At 35.4% G+C, this 17,250-nt stretch carries 16 protein-coding genes and 2 pseudogenes; 13 read left to right on the plus strand and 5 right to left on the minus strand.

All coding sequences use genetic code 11. From position 1 onward, the window contains the following. Window positions 1–295: 295 nt before the first annotated feature. On the plus strand, window positions 296–1,279 hold the full coding sequence (gene guaC, locus AMS59_RS06120; protein ID WP_053482875.1) for a GMP reductase: 984 nt from the start codon (window positions 296–298) through the stop codon (window positions 1,277–1,279). A gap of 337 nt (window positions 1,280–1,616) precedes the next feature. Here guaC and AMS59_RS06130 read toward each other — a convergent pair whose 3' ends face one another. Further along, window positions 1,617–1,841 (minus strand): hypothetical protein, encoded by a 225-nt coding sequence (locus tag AMS59_RS06130; RefSeq protein ID WP_053482877.1) that lies wholly within the window; start codon window positions 1,839–1,841, stop codon window positions 1,617–1,619. A gap of 232 nt (window positions 1,842–2,073) precedes the next feature. Here AMS59_RS06130 and psiE point away from each other — a divergent pair, with 232 nt between their 5' ends. Further along, window positions 2,074–2,529 carry a phosphate-starvation-inducible protein PsiE gene (psiE, locus tag AMS59_RS06135; protein WP_053482878.1) on the plus strand — a complete coding sequence of 152 codons (456 nt, stop codon included), beginning with the start codon at window positions 2,074–2,076 and terminating at the stop codon, window positions 2,527–2,529. A gap of 43 nt (window positions 2,530–2,572) precedes the next feature. Here psiE and AMS59_RS06140 read toward each other — a convergent pair whose 3' ends face one another. Continuing rightward, window positions 2,573–2,809 (minus strand): hypothetical protein, encoded by a 237-nt coding sequence (locus AMS59_RS06140; protein WP_053482879.1) that lies wholly within the window; start codon window positions 2,807–2,809, stop codon window positions 2,573–2,575. Between the two features lie 394 nt (window positions 2,810–3,203). Here AMS59_RS06140 and AMS59_RS06145 point away from each other — a divergent pair, with 394 nt between their 5' ends. Continuing rightward, complete coding sequence (locus AMS59_RS06145) at window positions 3,204–4,211, plus strand: hypothetical protein (protein WP_053482880.1); 1,008 nt, start codon at window positions 3,204–3,206, stop codon at window positions 4,209–4,211. A 180-nt stretch (window positions 4,212–4,391) separates the two neighbouring features. Then, window positions 4,392–5,531, plus strand: a complete 1,140-nt coding sequence (locus tag AMS59_RS06150) for a SpoIIE family protein phosphatase (RefSeq protein WP_053482881.1) — start codon at window positions 4,392–4,394, stop codon at window positions 5,529–5,531. 70 nt (window positions 5,532–5,601) lie between these two features. On the opposite strand, the gene AMS59_RS06155 is transcribed toward AMS59_RS06150, so the two are convergent. Together AMS59_RS06155 and AMS59_RS06160 are read right to left on the minus strand one after the other, a co-directional pair. Further along, complete coding sequence (locus AMS59_RS06155; RefSeq protein WP_053482882.1) at window positions 5,602–6,441, minus strand: protein-glutamate O-methyltransferase CheR; 840 nt, start codon at window positions 6,439–6,441, stop codon at window positions 5,602–5,604. Window position 6,442: 1 nt separating this feature from the next. Further along, window positions 6,443–9,190 carry an ATP-binding protein gene (locus tag AMS59_RS06160; RefSeq protein ID WP_053482883.1) on the minus strand — a complete coding sequence of 916 codons (2,748 nt, stop codon included), beginning with the start codon at window positions 9,188–9,190 and terminating at the stop codon, window positions 6,443–6,445. A gap of 607 nt (window positions 9,191–9,797) precedes the next feature. Here AMS59_RS06160 and AMS59_RS06170 point away from each other — a divergent pair. The 9 genes and pseudogenes from AMS59_RS06170 (at window position 9,798) to AMS59_RS26165 (ending at window position 15,840) form a co-directional block, all read left to right on the plus strand. Further along, window positions 9,798–10,988 carry a M14 family metallopeptidase gene (locus tag AMS59_RS06170; RefSeq protein ID WP_053482885.1) on the plus strand — a complete coding sequence of 397 codons (1,191 nt, stop codon included), beginning with the start codon at window positions 9,798–9,800 and terminating at the stop codon, window positions 10,986–10,988. 249 nt (window positions 10,989–11,237) lie between these two features. Beyond that, on the plus strand, window positions 11,238–11,567 hold the full coding sequence (locus AMS59_RS06175) for a PadR family transcriptional regulator (RefSeq protein ID WP_053482886.1): 330 nt from the start codon (window positions 11,238–11,240) through the stop codon (window positions 11,565–11,567). After that, complete coding sequence (locus AMS59_RS06180; protein WP_053482887.1) at window positions 11,564–11,971, plus strand: permease prefix domain 1-containing protein; 408 nt, start codon at window positions 11,564–11,566, stop codon at window positions 11,969–11,971. The genes AMS59_RS06175 and AMS59_RS06180 overlap by 4 nt, the downstream gene beginning before the upstream one ends. 3 nt (window positions 11,972–11,974) lie before the next feature. Next, the gene (locus tag AMS59_RS06185; RefSeq protein WP_053482888.1) at window positions 11,975–12,634 is read left to right on the plus strand and encodes a hypothetical protein; all 660 of its coding nucleotides are present in this window, start codon (window positions 11,975–11,977) and stop codon (window positions 12,632–12,634) included. Between the two features lie 38 nt (window positions 12,635–12,672). Next, a complete protein-coding gene (locus AMS59_RS06190; RefSeq protein ID WP_053482889.1) occupies window positions 12,673–13,704 on the plus strand; it encodes an alpha/beta fold hydrolase in 1,032 nt (343 codons plus the stop codon). Window positions 13,705–13,825: 121 nt separating this feature from the next. Next, entirely contained in the window at window positions 13,826–14,239 is a 414-nt protein-coding gene (locus tag AMS59_RS06195) for a MarR family winged helix-turn-helix transcriptional regulator (RefSeq protein ID WP_053482890.1), read from the plus strand. Between the two features lie 160 nt (window positions 14,240–14,399). Further along, window positions 14,400–15,056 (plus strand): hypothetical protein, encoded by a 657-nt coding sequence (locus AMS59_RS06200; protein WP_053482891.1) that lies wholly within the window; start codon window positions 14,400–14,402, stop codon window positions 15,054–15,056. After that, complete coding sequence (locus AMS59_RS06205; RefSeq protein ID WP_053482892.1) at window positions 15,053–15,334, plus strand: hypothetical protein; 282 nt, start codon at window positions 15,053–15,055, stop codon at window positions 15,332–15,334. Before AMS59_RS06200 ends, AMS59_RS06205 begins: the two co-directional genes overlap by 4 nt. 39 nt (window positions 15,335–15,373) lie before the next feature. Continuing rightward, window positions 15,374–15,840 (plus strand): annotated as a pseudogene (locus AMS59_RS26165) (SDR family NAD(P)-dependent oxidoreductase). A gap of 241 nt (window positions 15,841–16,081) precedes the next feature. On the opposite strand, the pseudogene AMS59_RS06215 reads toward AMS59_RS26165, so the two are convergent. Beyond that, a pseudogene (locus AMS59_RS06215) lies at window positions 16,082–17,161 on the minus strand (ankyrin repeat domain-containing protein). Window positions 17,162–17,250: the final 89 nt, after the last annotated feature.

Genomic DNA, 17,250 nt, shown 5'->3' on the forward strand with positions numbered 1-17,250 from the left:
GATTTCCGCTACGGGCTACTCGCTTTCCCGCGGGAGTCGAGTAGCCCTACGCTACAATCAGTCAAAATGGAAATATATTGGCAAAGTGGTAACGAAAAAATCCTTTTATCGCTCAATAATAAACTTATTTTTTCCTAATCAACACGCCTGATGTTTCCCTTAATTCCTGTTCTTTCCTGATATTTTTTTATTTAGATAAAAGCTTTGACATTTACTCGAAAATGATGTAAATTACCAAATGACGAACGATTTAAATTAAAACTTAAAAAATATTCGTATTTTAGGAGTGTTTATAATGGATAACGTATTTGACTATGAGGATATTCAACTAATTCCCGCAAAATGTATTGTAGAAAGTCGCTCAGAATGTGATACTTCTGTAACTTTAGGCGGTCATACATTCAAACTTCCTGTTGTACCAGCAAACATGCAAACAATTATCGACGAAAGTCTTGCTGTGAAGCTTGCTGAAAACGGTTACTTTTATATCATGCACCGTTTTAACCCAGAGACACGTATCGATTTCATCAAAGATATGCAAGGTCGTGGATTAATCGCATCAATTAGTGTTGGTGTAAAAGATGAAGAATACACATTTATTGAAGAATTAGAAGCTGCGAATTTAGCGCCTGATTTTATTACAATCGATATTGCACATGGCCATTCAAATGCTGTCATTCGTATGATTCAACATATCAAAAAACATCTACCGAATAGCTTTGTTATTGCTGGTAATGTGGGTACACCTGAAGCAGTACGTGAACTTGAAAACGCTGGTGCAGATGCAACAAAAGTTGGTATTGGACCAGGTAAAGTATGTATTACTAAAATCAAAACTGGCTTTGGTACAGGTGGTTGGCAGCTAGCTGCACTACGCTGGTGTGCGAAAGCTGCGACGAAGCCAATTATCGCTGATGGTGGTATTCGTACACATGGAGATATTGCAAAATCTGTTCGCTTTGGTGCTTCAATGGTGATGATTGGATCATTATTTGCAGGCCATGAAGAGTCACCTGGCAATACAATCGAAGTCGACGGTAAAACTGTGAAGGAATACTTCGGATCTGCTTCTGAATTCCAAAAAGGCGAACGTAAAAATGTTGAAGGTAAAAAGATGTATGTTGAACATAAAGGCAGCATCAAAGATACTTTAGTTGAAATGCAGCAAGACCTTCAATCATCTATTTCCTATGCAGGTGGCAATAAACTAGATGCCATCCGAAATGTAGATTATGTAATTGTAAAAAACTCTATTTTTAATGGAGATAAAGTATATTAACAACTAGGGGAACCCCCAACAAGAATGAAGCAAATTCTTGTTGGGGATTTTCTTTGGATTTCGTTATTCTATTCTCTCTGAAGGAGTTTTATATTGGGCAGAGCAATTGTGGTTCTTGGTGGTTCTTGGTTGATCAGTTCTTCGGGTTACACGAGCGGTTTTGGCCATTACCTGATCAGGTCTTCCGGTTACCCGAGTGGTTTTGGCTCTTTCCTGATCAGGTCTTCTGGTTAGCCAAGCGGTTTTGGCTCTTGGCTTACCGTTCTTTTATTTTAAAATGCATATTTTTAACAAAAGAAAAAATGCTACCAATTAAAGCGTAGCATTTCCCTTAAAATTATAGCTTGTTAATAACAGCGTGGAGCGTTTCTTTTAATTCTGCATCATGATCAGAAAGGTCTACAAGGTTTGCTACACGCTCACGTAGTACTGGACGTTCAATTACAAGCTTTTCATCAAGTACTTGTACAAGTAACTCGATAATTAGACGATCACGTACGTTTAATGCTTCTTCTAAACGCTCTGGTGTAATTTTTGCATCTGCTTTTGCTGCTTTAGCCATTTTAAAAACCCCTTTTAAATTTTATATTTCATGCACATCTATTTTAGCATACAGCTAATTTTTTTTGAAAACTTTCTTTCATGAATATATACCAAAACTTTACAAATAAACACTACTACATTTACGATAAAATGTTATATTCAAATCATAAAAGAGTGACGATCAACCATATGATTATATGTTCTCAGTTTTCATATTCACTTAGGGCGATTTATAAGATTGGAGGAATTCGATGAACCAAAAGAACTCGACTTATTTACAATTAATAAAGGCTGTACCGCAATCTTTACAATTGTTTCTAAATATTTGCCTTGTACTTTTAGCACTCATTTTATCCTTCCTACTTTGCAAAGAACTCCTCCAATTTCTTAAAATTTTAATATTCAACAATGATGGCGGAGACTATAAACTTTTCCTTGCTAATATTCTTATTTTCTTTTTGTATTTTGAATTTATCACTATGATTATTAAATATTTTAAAGAGAATTATCATTTTCCACTAAGGTACTTTATATATATAGGGATTACGGCCATGGTTCGATTAATTATCGTAGAACATGACCATCCCACTAACACCCTAATTTATTCACTTATTATTTTAATATTAATTATAAGCTATTTTATTATTAACATTACGCCGCTGGAACGACCTGTACGCTCATCACTTTTTATGAAAAAAGAACAATAGCTTTATACGGTGGAATTACTTTATTACAATAAGCTATTTATTCTCAGGCTATCTTTTCTTGTTTATGAAGGAAATTAAGGTTCATTTCAAAATCCTGGAGTTGCATACCACCAACTAGTTTGTTATCTTCCCATAGCCCATAATAACGAATGGATGCACCATTGTTTTGATTGTGCATAAAGAATGCCTTTAGCTGCTCTTTTATTGGCCGTAAACTACCTATCCTTCCTCGATAAGCACCCACCACAATATCAAGAAAATTTATAAAGTCCACTTTCATAGACATCCCCACCCTACACTAAATTTAGTGTAGGGCACGCTCTTTTCATAATTTTTTTCACATTAATTTCAGCCCTCGATAATAACATATATTACCACATACAAATGTACTGTATGTTGACAGTATTAAACCCTAAGGTGATTAAGGTGAGCTCCTTATTAGCTGTATAAACAAAGGAATTACGAGGTGGAACATACGTGCATATTGTTTTGCATACACCGTTTAATAGCTGTACCGTTATTAAACGTCTTGAGCAAATCGACAGTAACAATGAACTGAGTACACTATTCTCGTTGGCTCGTTGATTAGAAGTGGGGTACAACTAAATGTAAAGCCCAGAAATATGATGTGTTGAGCAGAGAACTGCATGAATGATTGAAGGGAGACGGAAAGAGTGAATCTGATTGATGTATATATTCATGAAGTAACTAAAAGGATAAGCAAAGATAAGCGTGATAAAACCAGCCTAGAACTAAAATCTACCATTGAAGATATGTTACCTGAAGATTATTCAGAATCAGATATAAAGGAAGTTCTTAAAAAGCTCGGAAATCCTGTAGAAGTCGCAGCAAGCTACCAAGACACACCACAATTTTTAATCGGTCCAAAAGTGTTTGACACTTATACTAGAACAATAAAATTAGTTGTTCCTTGGGCGATTATTATTACAGTTATTGTACAGATGATAGAAAGTATTGTGCTTTATAACGGAGAAGGTGCACTCCTAACTACGATTATTAAAACAGTTTCCATAACGATTTCTCATATTATTTCAGTAATTATCTACGTAGTGTTCTGGATTACAGTTGCTTTCATTGTCATTGAACGATCTGGAGGAAAAAACATTCGAATCCCCCTTATAAAAGACCATCCAGAATGGACACCTGATGATTTAGCAAAAGTTAAAATAATTCCTAAAGAAAAAACTATTTCACTGAATGATAATATTTTCAGTTTCTTAGGCATTGCTATTTTTGCCTTTGTCTATTTCAATGCTAATCACCTTTTAGGCATCTATACATCTCACAATAAAGGTGGCTTTAAATTTGTTATGCCTATATTCAATCAGGATGTCTTACTGTCCTTCGCTCCAATCGTTTTATTTTGTATCGTTTTAAGTGTTGCTTTAACATGTTGGAAATTGAAGGCTGGTCAATGGACAATGTTAATCGCCGTAGCTAATGCACTCCTTCAATGTACAGGAGTCATTGTTTTTATCCTCATGGCTATTCACCCCGATCTCATACACAGTCCCGCGGTACCTTATATCGCGGCAATTACGGAAACGACTTCTGCTAAGATCTTGTTTGCTATAGACCGAATATTATTCGTAAGCATCGCTATTGCCATCATCGCAAATGCATTTGATATTTATAGTGGCTTTAAAAAGGCTAAAATTTGACAAGAAATATAAGTTTTGAGAGCTGACTCTTTCTTGTTGGCTCTTTACTCATTCATATATTTATTGACCTACTAAAATACTCCTTAAAATACCGTTATTCTCTAATGTTTTGTATAATAATAGAGTTAATACATTCATAATAATCTGCACTAATTCAAACAGAATAAGGGGAAATAATTTATGACTATTCTTCTTGTAGATGACAATCAGGTCAATCTATTTGTCATTGAAAAAGTATTAAAAAATGCAGGTTATGATAACTGTGTTTCTCTAACATCTGCCTATGAGCTCTTTGATTATTTACAATTAGATGCACCAAATTCAACAGGAAATTCAGTGGATTTAATTTTATTAGATATAATGATGCCTGAAATTGACGGTATTGAGGCTTGTAAACGTGTTAAGCAAAATGAACGATTGAAAGATATTCAAATTATCTTTGTCACAGCTCTAGAAGATAAAAATAAACTCGCAGAAGCACTTGATGTCGGGGGAGTAGATTATATTACAAAGCCGATCAATAAAACCGAGCTTCTTGCTAGAATTCGAGTTGCATTACGATTGAAAGCTGAATTAGATTGGCATACTCAACAAGAAAAGAAAATACAATACGAATTAGATCTAGCAACACACGTACAAAGAAGCCTTTTGAATGCTCCTTTAAACGACACTAATATTCAAATAGAGGTATCTTATCTTCCTTCCTCTAATTTAGCAGGGGATATGTATTATTGGCATAAAATAGACGATCACCGATACGCCATCATTTTGCTTGATATGATGGGACATGGTATCCCTGCTTCACTTGTTTGTATGTTTATCTCCTCTGTCCTAAGAGAAGCCGTTAAACAATTAGTAGATCCTGAATTAGTTATTAAAGAGTTAAACCGTTATATGACACTTTTGCAAAACGGAAAAGACGACAATCTGTTTTATTTCACAGCTATTTATTTAGTGATAGATACAGCACAAAAAACAATTGAATATGTGAACGCTGGTCACCCTTCTGGCTATGCTCTAGTTGATGAAAAAACGCTCGTACCATTAAATAGAGGAAGCTGTGCAGTCGGCTTTTTCGATGAGATCGACGTACAAAAGCAATTCATTCACTACAATGAGGATGTGCAAATTGTTTTATATACGGATGGCGTATTAGAGGCAATGGGACCAAATGAAATAGAGTCAGAGAAGCATTTGCAAACGCTACTATCTACGAAATGGGATTATTCTCAACGTCTAATCGACATTTTACTACCTAAGGAGCAACAAGAAAACCAACCAGATGATATGTGTGTATTAATGATTCAGGCACAGGCGTAAACTACTTAAGATAGGGCTGATGCCTAAGTCTCTACTGTGGAGAAACTTAGGCATCAGCCCATTTTTTATCTTACTTTATCTTCTGAAATATTTTTTCATTGTCTACGATTTCTTTATATGTTGAAATAATATCTTCAAATCGTAGTGTCTCCTTATCACCTAAGCATAAAAATCCATTATCACTTAGGCTTCCGGAAAACAAACGATGAACCTTGTTTTGTAACTCAGGTGAAAAATAAATTAAAACATTTCGGCACATAATGACATGAAATTCATTAAACGATTGATCTGTTACTAAATTATGCTGTGCAAATATAATGTTTTTCAACAGTGACAGATGGAAATAAGCATATTGATCATCTGTTTTATAGTATTCGGAAAAAGTATGATGGCCACCTGCAAACATATAGTTTTTCGTATATGCCTGCATTTTGCTAATCGGAAATACTCCCTTTTTTGCCTTTTCCAATACTTGTTCGTTCATATCTGTAGCGTAAATAACTGCTTTATCCATTAACCCTTCCTCCTCTAGCAAAATAGCCATGGAGTATACTTCCTCACCTGTGGCACATCCTGCGTGCCATATCCGAATTTCAGGGTAATCTCTTAAATACGGTACAACCTCTTGGCGAAAAGCCTTAAAAAAGCTAGGGTCACGGAACATTTCAGTAACATTTATAGAAAAATCATTCAATAGTAGCTCTAAAAACTCATTTTCGTGTATTACTTTTTCAAGTACACGAGAAATCGTTGGAATATTACTCATCCTCATCCTACTATAAATCCTTCGTAATATAGAAGAACGATTATATTGTCGAAAATCAAATCCCGATAAACGATAAATAGCCTCAAGTAACAAATCAATTTCTAAATCTGTATGCTTTTTTTGCTGCAAAGGAAATCGGTCCATTTTATAAACTCCCTTTGGAAACTAGCCATACTCTTAAAACGGATATTAATTGATCTAAATTTAATGGCTTACTAATATAATCTGAAGCACCAGCCTCTAATGATTTATCTCGATCATTTTTCATGGCCTTCGCTGTTAAAGCAATGATCGGTAAATCTGTAATCTTCAGTTGTTTGCGTATAATCGACATCGTTTCATAGCCATCCAAGTTTGGCATCATAATATCCATCAGAATAAGGTCAATCTCATCATTAGATTGCAAAATATCTAAACACTCTATTCCATCTTTTGCAACTAAGATATTCATGCCTCGTTTTTCGAGCGCATTTTTTAATGCATAGATATTACGATAATCATCATCTACAATTAAAATATTTTTCCCTTGAAAGACTTCTACCTCATGTTGAGAAAATTCCTGAACTTCTGATAGCTGCTCTTCCTCTTCTAACTCATGTACTTCATTAGTAGCCCCTACCTCATGAATAGCAAGCTCAAGGTATTTTTGCTCCTCGATTCCATTGGGCAAGCTTGGGATTGTCAGTGTAAATGTACTCCCTTGCCCCTCGTCACTTTGTAAAGAAACCCAGCCACCAAGTAATCTTGCAAGCTCTTTACAAATGGACAAACCAAGACCTGTTCCACCGTATTTACGCACTGTTGCCCCATCGGCCTGTTGGAATGATTCAAAAATTAGCTGATGCTTGTCCTTTGGAATACCTATACCCGTATCTGAAACAGTGATTTCTAACCAGTCGGCACTAACATCCTGCATATTATTTGTTAACTGTTCTTGGCCAAACTGTTTAATGTCAAGATTAACTGAACCTTGCTCTGTAAATTTAAAGGCATTTGATAATAAATTTTTTAATATTTGTTGGAATCTTTTTTCGTCCGTATAGAAAACATCTACTACATTTCTGTCTTTCGAAATATTGAATTGTAGATTTTGTTTCGTTGCTACAGGCGCAAAGATTCGCTCGATTTGTACAGGAACCTCGCTCATATTCATTTCATCAAAGCTAATATCCAGCTTGCCTGCCTCTACTTTTGATAAATCTAAAATATCGTTAATTAATACTAGCAGATCTTCACCTGAAGAGTGGATAACCTTTGCAAATTCAGCTTCCTCTTCTGATAAATTGCTTTGGCTATTTTCAGCTAACATTTCAGATAAAATTAATATGCTATTCAGTGGCGTTCGCAATTCATGTGACATATTGGCTAAAAACTCAGATTTATACTTTGAATTTAGTAACAGCTGCTCCGCACTTTTCTCTAATTCTTTTTTAGCTTGTTCTATTTCTCTCGACTTTAACTCTGCCTCTTTTGTTCTTTCTTCCAATTGTTCATTAATCATTGTCAGTTCCTCTGTTTGCATCTGCAATTCTTCCGATTGTGCCTGAAGCTCTTCAGATTGTACTTGTAATTCCTCTGTCAAAGCTCTTGATTCATTCAACAAACGGACAATTTCCATACGCCCTAGGACACTATTGATCGTTAATCCAAAGGTTTCGATAACTTGTTTCACTAGTTCCTGCTGCAGCTCATTAAAGCCGGTCGTTGTAGCTAATTCAACAACAGCTATTACGTCATTTTCAAATACAATAGGGACGATAAAAATACCTTTTGGTGATACTTTCCCTAAACCAGTGCCTATTAAACGGAAATCTTCTGGAATATCATTATCAATTAAAATCTTTTTTTCTAAAGCACATTGTCCAATTAAGCCTTGCCCCAGTTTAAAGCTCCCAATTCCAACGTCATCCCTTGCATCTGCAAAAGCAGCTTTTTTTACAAACTGTATATGATTATCAGTAGTTTCACGAACATAAAATGCACCAAGGGAAGATTGCGTTTTTGGCGCTATTTCTGAAAGGAAGGTTTCAGCTAATTTAGTAATGGCAGAAATGCCTTGATATTTTGTGACAATTTCTGCGATATTCGACTGTAGCCATTCTCTTCTCTCAAGCGCATCTAACAACTCATTTGTAGCAGTTGCAAGGGCATTGATTTCATCATTTGTTCTAACATGGATTCTTCCTTTTTTACTGCTCTTGGAAGCAGCGATTTCTTGGATTGTTCGTGTAACCTCTGTTAACGTTTTTACGATTGAACGAGAAATACCACTTGCAATAGTAATCGCAACAACTGAAATAAATACAAGTATGCCAAGCAGTGTAAGTGTTACAATACTAGTCCTCTTGTCCAAATCATTTACTTTAGCCTGCATAGTTGCAATTACCGCTGAACGGAGTGATTCAAACTGATCTCGTACTGTTGCCATATCTTTGCGACCCATATCTACTTTATAGAGTTCATATAACGCTTCTGTATTGTTTTCTTTTTTAAATTTAATAGAAGGCACTTCTGACGTTGTAATCCAATGCTCTATTGTCGCCTTTATCTCATTTAGCTCCTGTTGTTGTGTTGGTTTATTTTCTAAAAGCTGATAAAGTTCATCAAAATCAGATTTCCAACTTTCACTAGCTTTGTTATAAGGCTCTAAATAGCTTGATTCACCTGTAATAATAAAGCCCCTAAGGCTTGACTCCATATCTAAAATGTTTTTTTCAATGCGATTGGTTAGAGCATGTACATTTGAGTCACTCTTGATAATATAATTTCTTTCTTTTTGTAAAGAAGTAATTTGATTATTTAAGATGATCACTGATGCAAGTAAACAAAGTATGATAACAATATAGCCTAACGTAATTTTAGTTCGTATACCTATCTTTAATTTATTTAACATTTGTTTTCCTACCTTTATCTGTCATAAACTCTATAACTAGTATCATTGTACATCAAAAAGTAACTAAGTTTCTTCCGCTTAGATTAAGAGAGTAATCTCTTTCCGACAAATACTTAACAAAATTTACATTGAAAGAGTTCATCACCATAACGTGGGGTTGATTTCCGTTCCGACTGGGCGCTTTGTTGCTGACGCTTCGCTTTCGCACAGATAAAACATTTGCCGCTGACGCTTCGCTTTCGCGCAGAGCAGAGCTTCCTGGGGGCGTCCGATGAGCCGCTTTTGTTGCTGCCGCTACGTTAGCACTACGCTTTCGCACAGAAAACATTCGCTTCGCTGCAGGGTCTCGGGGCAACAGGATGTTGGTCACGAAGGCGTTATCACAGGACGTGATGCTTTTAGCCTTCGTTCCTCTATTGCTAATCCCCAAGGAGTCGCCCAGCCTCCACTACAATCAACTTTTATTCATTGAATACGTTTTAACAAATGTCATACCTAACTTCCTGTGATGATCCATTAAAAGTTAATAAGTCTCATATTCTTTTCATATACATATTATATTGGCCAATTTTGCAGAGGCATAATTGATAATAAGGAGAGAACAAGTGTGGACATTTACGTAAGACCAGGAGATTCTCTTTGGCATTTTAGTGAAGTGTTTAAGATACCTCTTCAACTAATTATAGATTCAAACCGAAATATTAAACCTTCATTTTTAAGGGTTGGACAACGCATCCGAATTCCGGGGTTTGTTACAGTCAATTATCAAATAAGACTTGGAGATACCTTTTGGCAAATAGCACAAAGCAGAAATCTACCATTAGTAGCCATCTTGCTTGTCAACCCTGGTCTTAATCCAAATCAATTACGAATTGGACAGACCATTCGCATTCCCCAACGAATCACATGGAGGCTCGTCAATGGTAAACAAAATTATACTTATACTATCATGATGAATGATATCAAAAAACTACTCGATGCTTATCCATTTCTACAGAGCTCCACAATTGGACATTCTGTTTTACAGCATGAAATTCCAGAGCTTCTCATCGGAAACGGAACTAAGCGCGTCCATTATAACGGCTCCTTTCATGCGAATGAATGGATTACAACTCCGATTATATTAACTTTTATAAACGACTACTTACTCTCTCTCACCAATCAAAGTACAATTCGCGGTTTATCTGCACTCCCACTTTACCAGCAAACAATCCTTTCTATAGTTCCTATGGTCAATCCCGATGGTGTCGATTTAGTCATACAAGGGCCACCTAATGACGAAGTATTAAGAAATCAGCTTATTACTTGGAATGACGGTAGCACCGATTTCTCAGGTTGGAAGGCTAATATAAATGGTGTCGATTTGAATGATCAGTTTCCTGCAAAGTGGGAGTTCGAAAATGCCCGAAATCCTAAAACGCCTGGACCAAGAGATTTTGGAGGACAACGACCTTTGTCCGAGCCAGAGGCCATTGCTATGGCTGACTTAACAAAGAAACGCGATTTCGCCAGAGTTCTTGCGTTTCATACACAAGGTAGAGTGATTTATTGGGGTTTCGAAAATCTCGAACCACCAGAGTCAGAAATCTTTGTTAATGAGTTTAGCCGGGTTAGTGGCTACGAGCCTATCAATTCAGCAGGCAGTTATGCTGGTTATAAAGATTGGTTTATCCAGGATTGGCGTAGACCTGGCTTTACCGTTGAGTTAGGTAGCGGTACAAATCCACTCCCACTTAGCCAATTCGAGGACATCTATGAAGAAACATTAGGTATATTCCTTGCAGCATTGTATATGTAATAGAATAGTCCCCATGAAGATTTTTTGTTTGATTTTATTGTTTCGTAAAAAAACGATCTTGTTTATAAAATCGAATTAAGATAATGTGCCCACTCCCCTTTCGCTTTTAAAGTGAATGGGGATTTTTTAACCCTAATTATTACTCTCGGTAATTTTCTGGACGTATTTGGAAAAATTACTTTGACAGGTAGAGTAATATTTGCTAACATTACTCTGACAGATAGAGCAATAAAAAGAAGTAGGTGACTTATGGTTCGAAGTGACATCATCCGCGGACACTTAGATTCCATTATTTTAAGGTTAATTTTAGAGAAAGATCGTTATGGCTATGAAATTTCTCAGGAAATAAGTATCCGCACAAATAATCGTTTTCAAATTAAAGAAGCAACTTTATACGCAGTTTTTCAACGTCTTGAGAAAAAGGAAATTATTGAAGCCTATTATGGTGATGTTTCACACGGAGGCAAAAGAAAGTATTACCGTATTACCCCGTTAGGTAAAGCGTATTTAAATGAGCTAGTAAAAGAGTGGTCGGAAGTAAAAGAAATTATCGACTTATTTATGGAGGGCTTAGAATGAAAAAAATTAAAAATCATATTGATGAGCTTTTTAAAGACATTCCTCGTAATAAAGAAACAGAGATGGTGAAACAAGAAATCATTCAAAATCTTGAAGAAAAAGTATTTTATTTAATGGATCAAGGAAAAGAACAAGAGGATGCCATCAACAAAGCCATCGTGGAGTTTGGAGATATTGAGGATTTAAAAAAGGAATTAGGCGTGAAGGAGCCCGAAAAGAAAAGCATGTCTAAATTAAATTTAGAATTCTCTATATGGGGTAGTGGCTTAATTATTGCATTTTTTATTTTTATTAATCTTTACTATACACCACATACAATTTGGGCAATCTATCCGATCTTCGCAATATTATGGTGGCCATTATCTATGTACTTCGTTTGGTCACGTAAGAAATGGAGTGAATAAAACATGAAAAACTTTATTAGCTTTTCGATTGTAGGTAGTTTGATGACAATGATTTTTTTAGGAATCGTCAATTATACGACGTCACCTCAGGAGCTTTGGTTTATCTATCCGTGCTTACTTGTTTTGCTATGGCCAATAACGTTATTCTTTATGTCTAAAAGAATGTATAAACAATATTCTCTTGTTTGCAGCGCCATGATTATTGCTTTTCTTATCATTGAAAATTATTTATACTCGCCAGATTATATATGGTTCATTTATGCGGTTTATCCAATCATTTGGTGGCCAATTCTTATGTATTTAGAGGAAAAAGCAAAAACATTAAAAATTGCACTGATAGGCTGTGCAAGTACCATTATTTATTACTCTTTATTAAATATAATTTTATCCCATCCATACCCTTGGGCGATCTATCCATCATTTTTAGTAATTTGGTGGCCCTTAGCTATATACCACGCACAAAGAAAAACGTTTGTAGCATTCTCTGTTACCGCTACAATTCTTATCAGTATCTTTTTTATTACAGTAAATATTGTCTCTTCACCAGGCGTAATATGGGCGTTTTATCCAATCTTTGTAGCCCTATGGTGGCCCCTTAGCATGTACTTTTATGTTTATAAAAGAAAAATGTACAATTCAACAACTCTCCCTGAAAAAGTCTAAAAATTTCGATTATAATTCACTTTCACAGAGGTAATTAGATGAAAAAAATCATGAAATTTATAAAATATACTGGAATAATTACAATTATATTAATCGTAACAGCACTATTATTCCCTACATGGACTTCCCATATAAAAGGTAATAACAGTGTAAGTGCATTAGAGCAAGTAAAGTTAAATGGAAGTAATCATGAAGTTATGATACGTGGCAAAGATAAAGATAATCCCGTTATTATTTTTGTCCATGGAGGACCTGCATGTTCGGAAATACCGTATGCCAGTAAGTATCAAAACTTATTGGAAAACAATTTTACGGTTGTGAATTACGACCAAAGAGCAAGCGGAAAATCATATCATTTTTTTGAAGATTACTCTAATCTTTCATCAGACTTACTCGTAGATGACTTATTGGCCTTGACGGATTATATATCAGATCGTCTAGGCAAAGAAAAGGTAATATTAATTGGCCATTCTTATGGTACGTATATTGCAACGCAAGCTGCCTCTAAAGCTCCTGAAAAATTTACAGCATATGTTGGAATTGGACAGATGAGTGATACAGTTGGAAGCGAGATTGACGGTTTGAACTACGTTATTCAGCAAGCTGAAAATGCTGGCAATACGGATGATGTTTTATATTTACAGGGGTTAACTGAACAAATTGAGAATGGTGAGATGTTTACTCCACGGGACTATATTGCGAAATATGGTGGAGCTTCAAGACTTATTGATAGCCCTGATGGGAATATCATAAGTATGTTATTCAGTCGTGAGTATAACTTATTAGATGTCATTCGTTACAACTATGGGATCTCCAATTCGCAAAAAACTCTATTAGAGGAAGTAATGATAAACCCATTACCTACTAAAGTAAAAAAACTTGAACTACCATGCTATTTTGTTATGGGTAAATATGATTATCAAACTTCATCTAATGCAGCAAAAAAATACTTTGATATGATTGAAGCCGATAAAAAAGACTTTATTGCATATGAACAATCAGCTCATTATCCACAATTTGAAGAGAAGGAAAAATTTTATGAATGGATGTGCGATACGTTTGTGAAATAATTGGCTCTTCATCAAAACATGGGCTACTATCGATATCCGTTCCAATGGATATCGATAGTAGCCCATATTATTTATTTGCTATATAATTTAATTATTAAATATTTTAACAGGCTGTGATATTATGTCAAAAAATGAGCATTTGCACAATGTAGAAACGATTATGAAAGAGATGCTTGAAATACAGTATAAATCAAAAATGTTTGTAAATCTCTTATCTGAGGGAGAATCATTATCTCAAAACCAACTGATTCTCCTACTTCAGCTAAAGATTAATGGTGGTATGAAAGCAACAGAAATTGCTGAGTTCTTTAGTGTAACACCAGGAGCCGTTACATCGATGTGCGATAAACTTGAAAAATTAGAATTAGTAGAGCGGGTTAGAGAGAAAGAAGATCGTCGTGTTGTAAAAATGGTTTTAACTAATAGCGGTGAATTGAAAGTTCAAGATTTATTTTTAAAGTTTCCACAGGAAAAACTGATAGACCTGGCAACAATATTGCATGAGGTTAATCAGTTAATGAAAAAAATTATTTAGGATTTCAAAATTGAAGTCCTTTTTTTATTGCCCAGAAAATACATAAAAAGCTTATGGCAAACTTTTTGTTCTTGACAAAGCAAAGCGACATATACTTTAATTGATATATGTTTTAATAATTAAAATATATATTAATTAAATTAACATGAGGTGATTATCCGTGATTCAAAAAGTACGTACAGTAACCCTTACTAATGGCACTATTAAAGACATAGCAGCAGACTGTGAGCAATTAAATATCCGTGGATTTGTTACTTTACATCAAGAAATACGCGTAAAAAATATCTCTACTCATGGTCATAGTTCTTTTCATTCCCGTGTTGAAGCGCAGATTTTAAATAGTACAGGATCATGCTCTATAAAAGATTTTTGTGAAATTTATGAGGTTAAAAATGCCGGGAACTTAAATATGCGTAATGGGCGAGTAACTAAATTGAATAGTTCTGGGAAGTTGACCATTGAACAAAACTTACAAGCAGAACAGTTTCATGCAGTCGGTTGTGTTAAAGCGAGTGAAATAGAGGCTAAACATTTTCAATTAAAAATGTCTGGTGGAAATGAGATTGGAAAGCTTATTGCAGATGTGATACATGTAGAAAAAGATACGTTATCTATATCTTTTCTAAAGAAAAAGCTGAATTGTAAATGTATTAAAGGTGAACAAATACATCTTTCCTATACAGATGCAGAAATCGTTGATGGAGATATTGTAGCAGTAGGCGATAATTGTCATATACAAACCCTTTATTATACAAAAAGCTATTCGATTGCTAAAAACGCCAAGGTACAGCAAATTATACGGAGGGAAAAGGAATGACATTCATAAAAATCATTCAAGGCTTTTTTTACTCATTAGCCCTTTTCGTATTATCTGTCCTCTATGCAGGGCTAATCCTTAGTGCATTACTGTCAATACTAGCAGGTATTTTACGAACATTAGGTCTTGAGCAAATACAGATGAGCATTTGGCCTGGCGTTGAGCTTCCAGTTATCTTCAGTATTCCCCTAGCCCTCCTTGTATCCTTACTCCTGTTCTTTTGCTCAATATATATCAAACGCTCTATCCAATTTTGTTTTTCCAAGGTTAAATTTTAAAATTAGAAGCACACCTTTTTTGCAGGGATTACTGGTCTAATTACGCAACCACTTGAAGATTTAGATGAATCTACTTGGGATAACATTCTCGACATAAACGCAAAAGGCCCACTTTTAGGTATAAAAGCTGTCCTTCCCGAAATGAAAAAAGCCGGTGGTGGAAGTATCGTCAATATATCCTCACTCTCTGGCATAAACGGTGTGGGAAATGCTGCTTACAATAGCTCAAAGGTGGGCTTAGACTATTAACTAAAAATGTTGCGCTTGATTACGGCAAATATAATATTCGTGTGAATTCAGTACACCCTGGTACAATTGAAACACCGATGATTGAAATGTTTACCAGTAACAAAGAAGTAAGAGAAGCAACATTAGCAGGAATTCCTTTAAATGTTCTAGGAAAACCATCTGATATTGCCTATAGTGTTCTCTACTTAGCATCAGATGAAGCAAAATTTGGAACTGGCATTGAATTAATTATTGATGGCGGATCGATATTACATTAATAAAAACAGACTTTAATTATTACAATAAACCTAAAAGCTCCTCTTAAAAGTAAAAGAGGAGCTTCATGTTGTTGAAAAACTAGTAAATAAAGTATGGCTCTTCGGTAAAATAAGGGGTTGATCTCCGTTCCGGCTGGGACTTTCCCGGATAGCCTGATGAAAAAATAGATGCTTCATTCACTTCAAGAAACTCATGTTGAAATGGTTTAGGTCGCGTGACAAGAAATATGGTTATTCTCCTTTACAGCTCCCCTTCAAGAAAATTGATGAGATATGTTTCAGGCTTTACAAGAAATTCTTTAAAGCTACACAAATCAGCATACTCCTGATGCTCCACATCATAGCAGCCAATTTGCCCTTCTTTCTTTGGATTCCATACTATTTGTAAATCTGAATAATTGTCGACATGCGCTGACAAACGTAGTAGCTTTTGACGACCAATCTTCATTTCAATAGTATCTGTTAGTGTGAAAAAGTCGATATATCTGATTTCAAAATCATTTGTATCCAGCTCAAGATGCAGCTTATCTCCTGTTAGAAAGCTAATCAGCTCATCGCTCAATTTATATTTTTTTAGCTCATATTTTTTGTTTTCTAAATCATGCAGCTCAGATGGCTCCTGTGATTTCAAATAGTCGGCCAGAGCTATATTTTTATTGCCAACTGCAATTGTATATGGACGGTCGCCATCCTTTTCTGCTAGAGAAACGTTGGCGCCACGCTCAACCAAGTATTTCACTATTGCTAGATTTCCCATTCGTGTTGCCTCTGTTAATGGCGTCGCTCCAAAAGGGTAAACCATATTCGGCTGATTATAATTAATATCCACCCCTTGATCGAGTAAATATGTAAGGATCTTCATATCATGATTCGACACAGCTTGACGCAATACGGGCCCACCATGTTGCTTTATATTCAAACCTAGTTCATGAATGAGTGGAATATTTTTTTTATTACCCTAGTAGGCCTGTGAATAGGCACCAGACCCTACTTGATTGAGCATGTCCAGCTTCGCTCCATGCGCCACAATATAGCGAACTACATCCTCCTTGCAATAACGAACAGCCTGCAAAAAAGCTGGATTGTTGTTAACGTTCAAGTTGACACCAAGCTCTACTAATAACTTTACAACATTCAATCTTTGCGAAATAAGCGCCAAATCTAACGGACTTAACGAGATATGTTTACTCAATATAATGTCCTCTTCAATATCCCACCCCTCTTCAATAGCAACCAGTAAAGCAGGAATATTTCCGTTGTATATATACATTGCAATTTCCGGCAGTTCATTAAATTTCCCAATATCTTTTAGCTTTATCATCCATTCTGCTCCTTCCAAGAGTTTATGAAAAGTATAGAAAACAACTTTATAGAACACAACGGTCCATAAGCCTTACAGGAAAATGGGAA

It is taken from the genome of Lysinibacillus sp. FJAT-14745, from assembly GCF_001275675.1.
GTDB lineage: Bacteria > Bacillota > Bacilli > Bacillales_A > Planococcaceae > Lysinibacillus.

Bases quoted from the DNA above. Each gene is read 5' to 3' on its own strand.
- guaC (WP_053482875.1), top strand. From the start codon at position 296: ATGGATAACGTATTTGACTATGAGGATATTCAACTAATTCCCGCAAAA.
- AMS59_RS06130 (WP_053482877.1), bottom strand. From the start codon at position 1,841: ATGGCTAAAGCAGCAAAAGCAGATGCAAAAATTACACCAGAGCGTTTA.
- psiE (WP_053482878.1), top strand. From the start codon at position 2,074: ATGAACCAAAAGAACTCGACTTATTTACAATTAATAAAGGCTGTACCG.
- AMS59_RS06140 (WP_053482879.1), bottom strand. From the start codon at position 2,809: ATGAAAGTGGACTTTATAAATTTTCTTGATATTGTGGTGGGTGCTTAT.
- AMS59_RS06150 (WP_053482881.1), top strand. From the start codon at position 4,392: ATGACTATTCTTCTTGTAGATGACAATCAGGTCAATCTATTTGTCATT.
- AMS59_RS06155 (WP_053482882.1), bottom strand. From the start codon at position 6,441: ATGGACCGATTTCCTTTGCAGCAAAAAAAGCATACAGATTTAGAAATT.
- AMS59_RS06160 (WP_053482883.1), bottom strand. From the start codon at position 9,190: ATGTTAAATAAATTAAAGATAGGTATACGAACTAAAATTACGTTAGGC.
- AMS59_RS06175 (WP_053482886.1), top strand. From the start codon at position 11,238: ATGGTTCGAAGTGACATCATCCGCGGACACTTAGATTCCATTATTTTA.
- AMS59_RS06180 (WP_053482887.1), top strand. From the start codon at position 11,564: ATGAAAAAAATTAAAAATCATATTGATGAGCTTTTTAAAGACATTCCT.
- AMS59_RS06185 (WP_053482888.1), top strand. From the start codon at position 11,975: ATGAAAAACTTTATTAGCTTTTCGATTGTAGGTAGTTTGATGACAATG.
- AMS59_RS06190 (WP_053482889.1), top strand. From the start codon at position 12,673: ATGAAAAAAATCATGAAATTTATAAAATATACTGGAATAATTACAATT.
- AMS59_RS06195 (WP_053482890.1), top strand. From the start codon at position 13,826: ATGTCAAAAAATGAGCATTTGCACAATGTAGAAACGATTATGAAAGAG.
- AMS59_RS06205 (WP_053482892.1), top strand. From the start codon at position 15,053: ATGACATTCATAAAAATCATTCAAGGCTTTTTTTACTCATTAGCCCTT.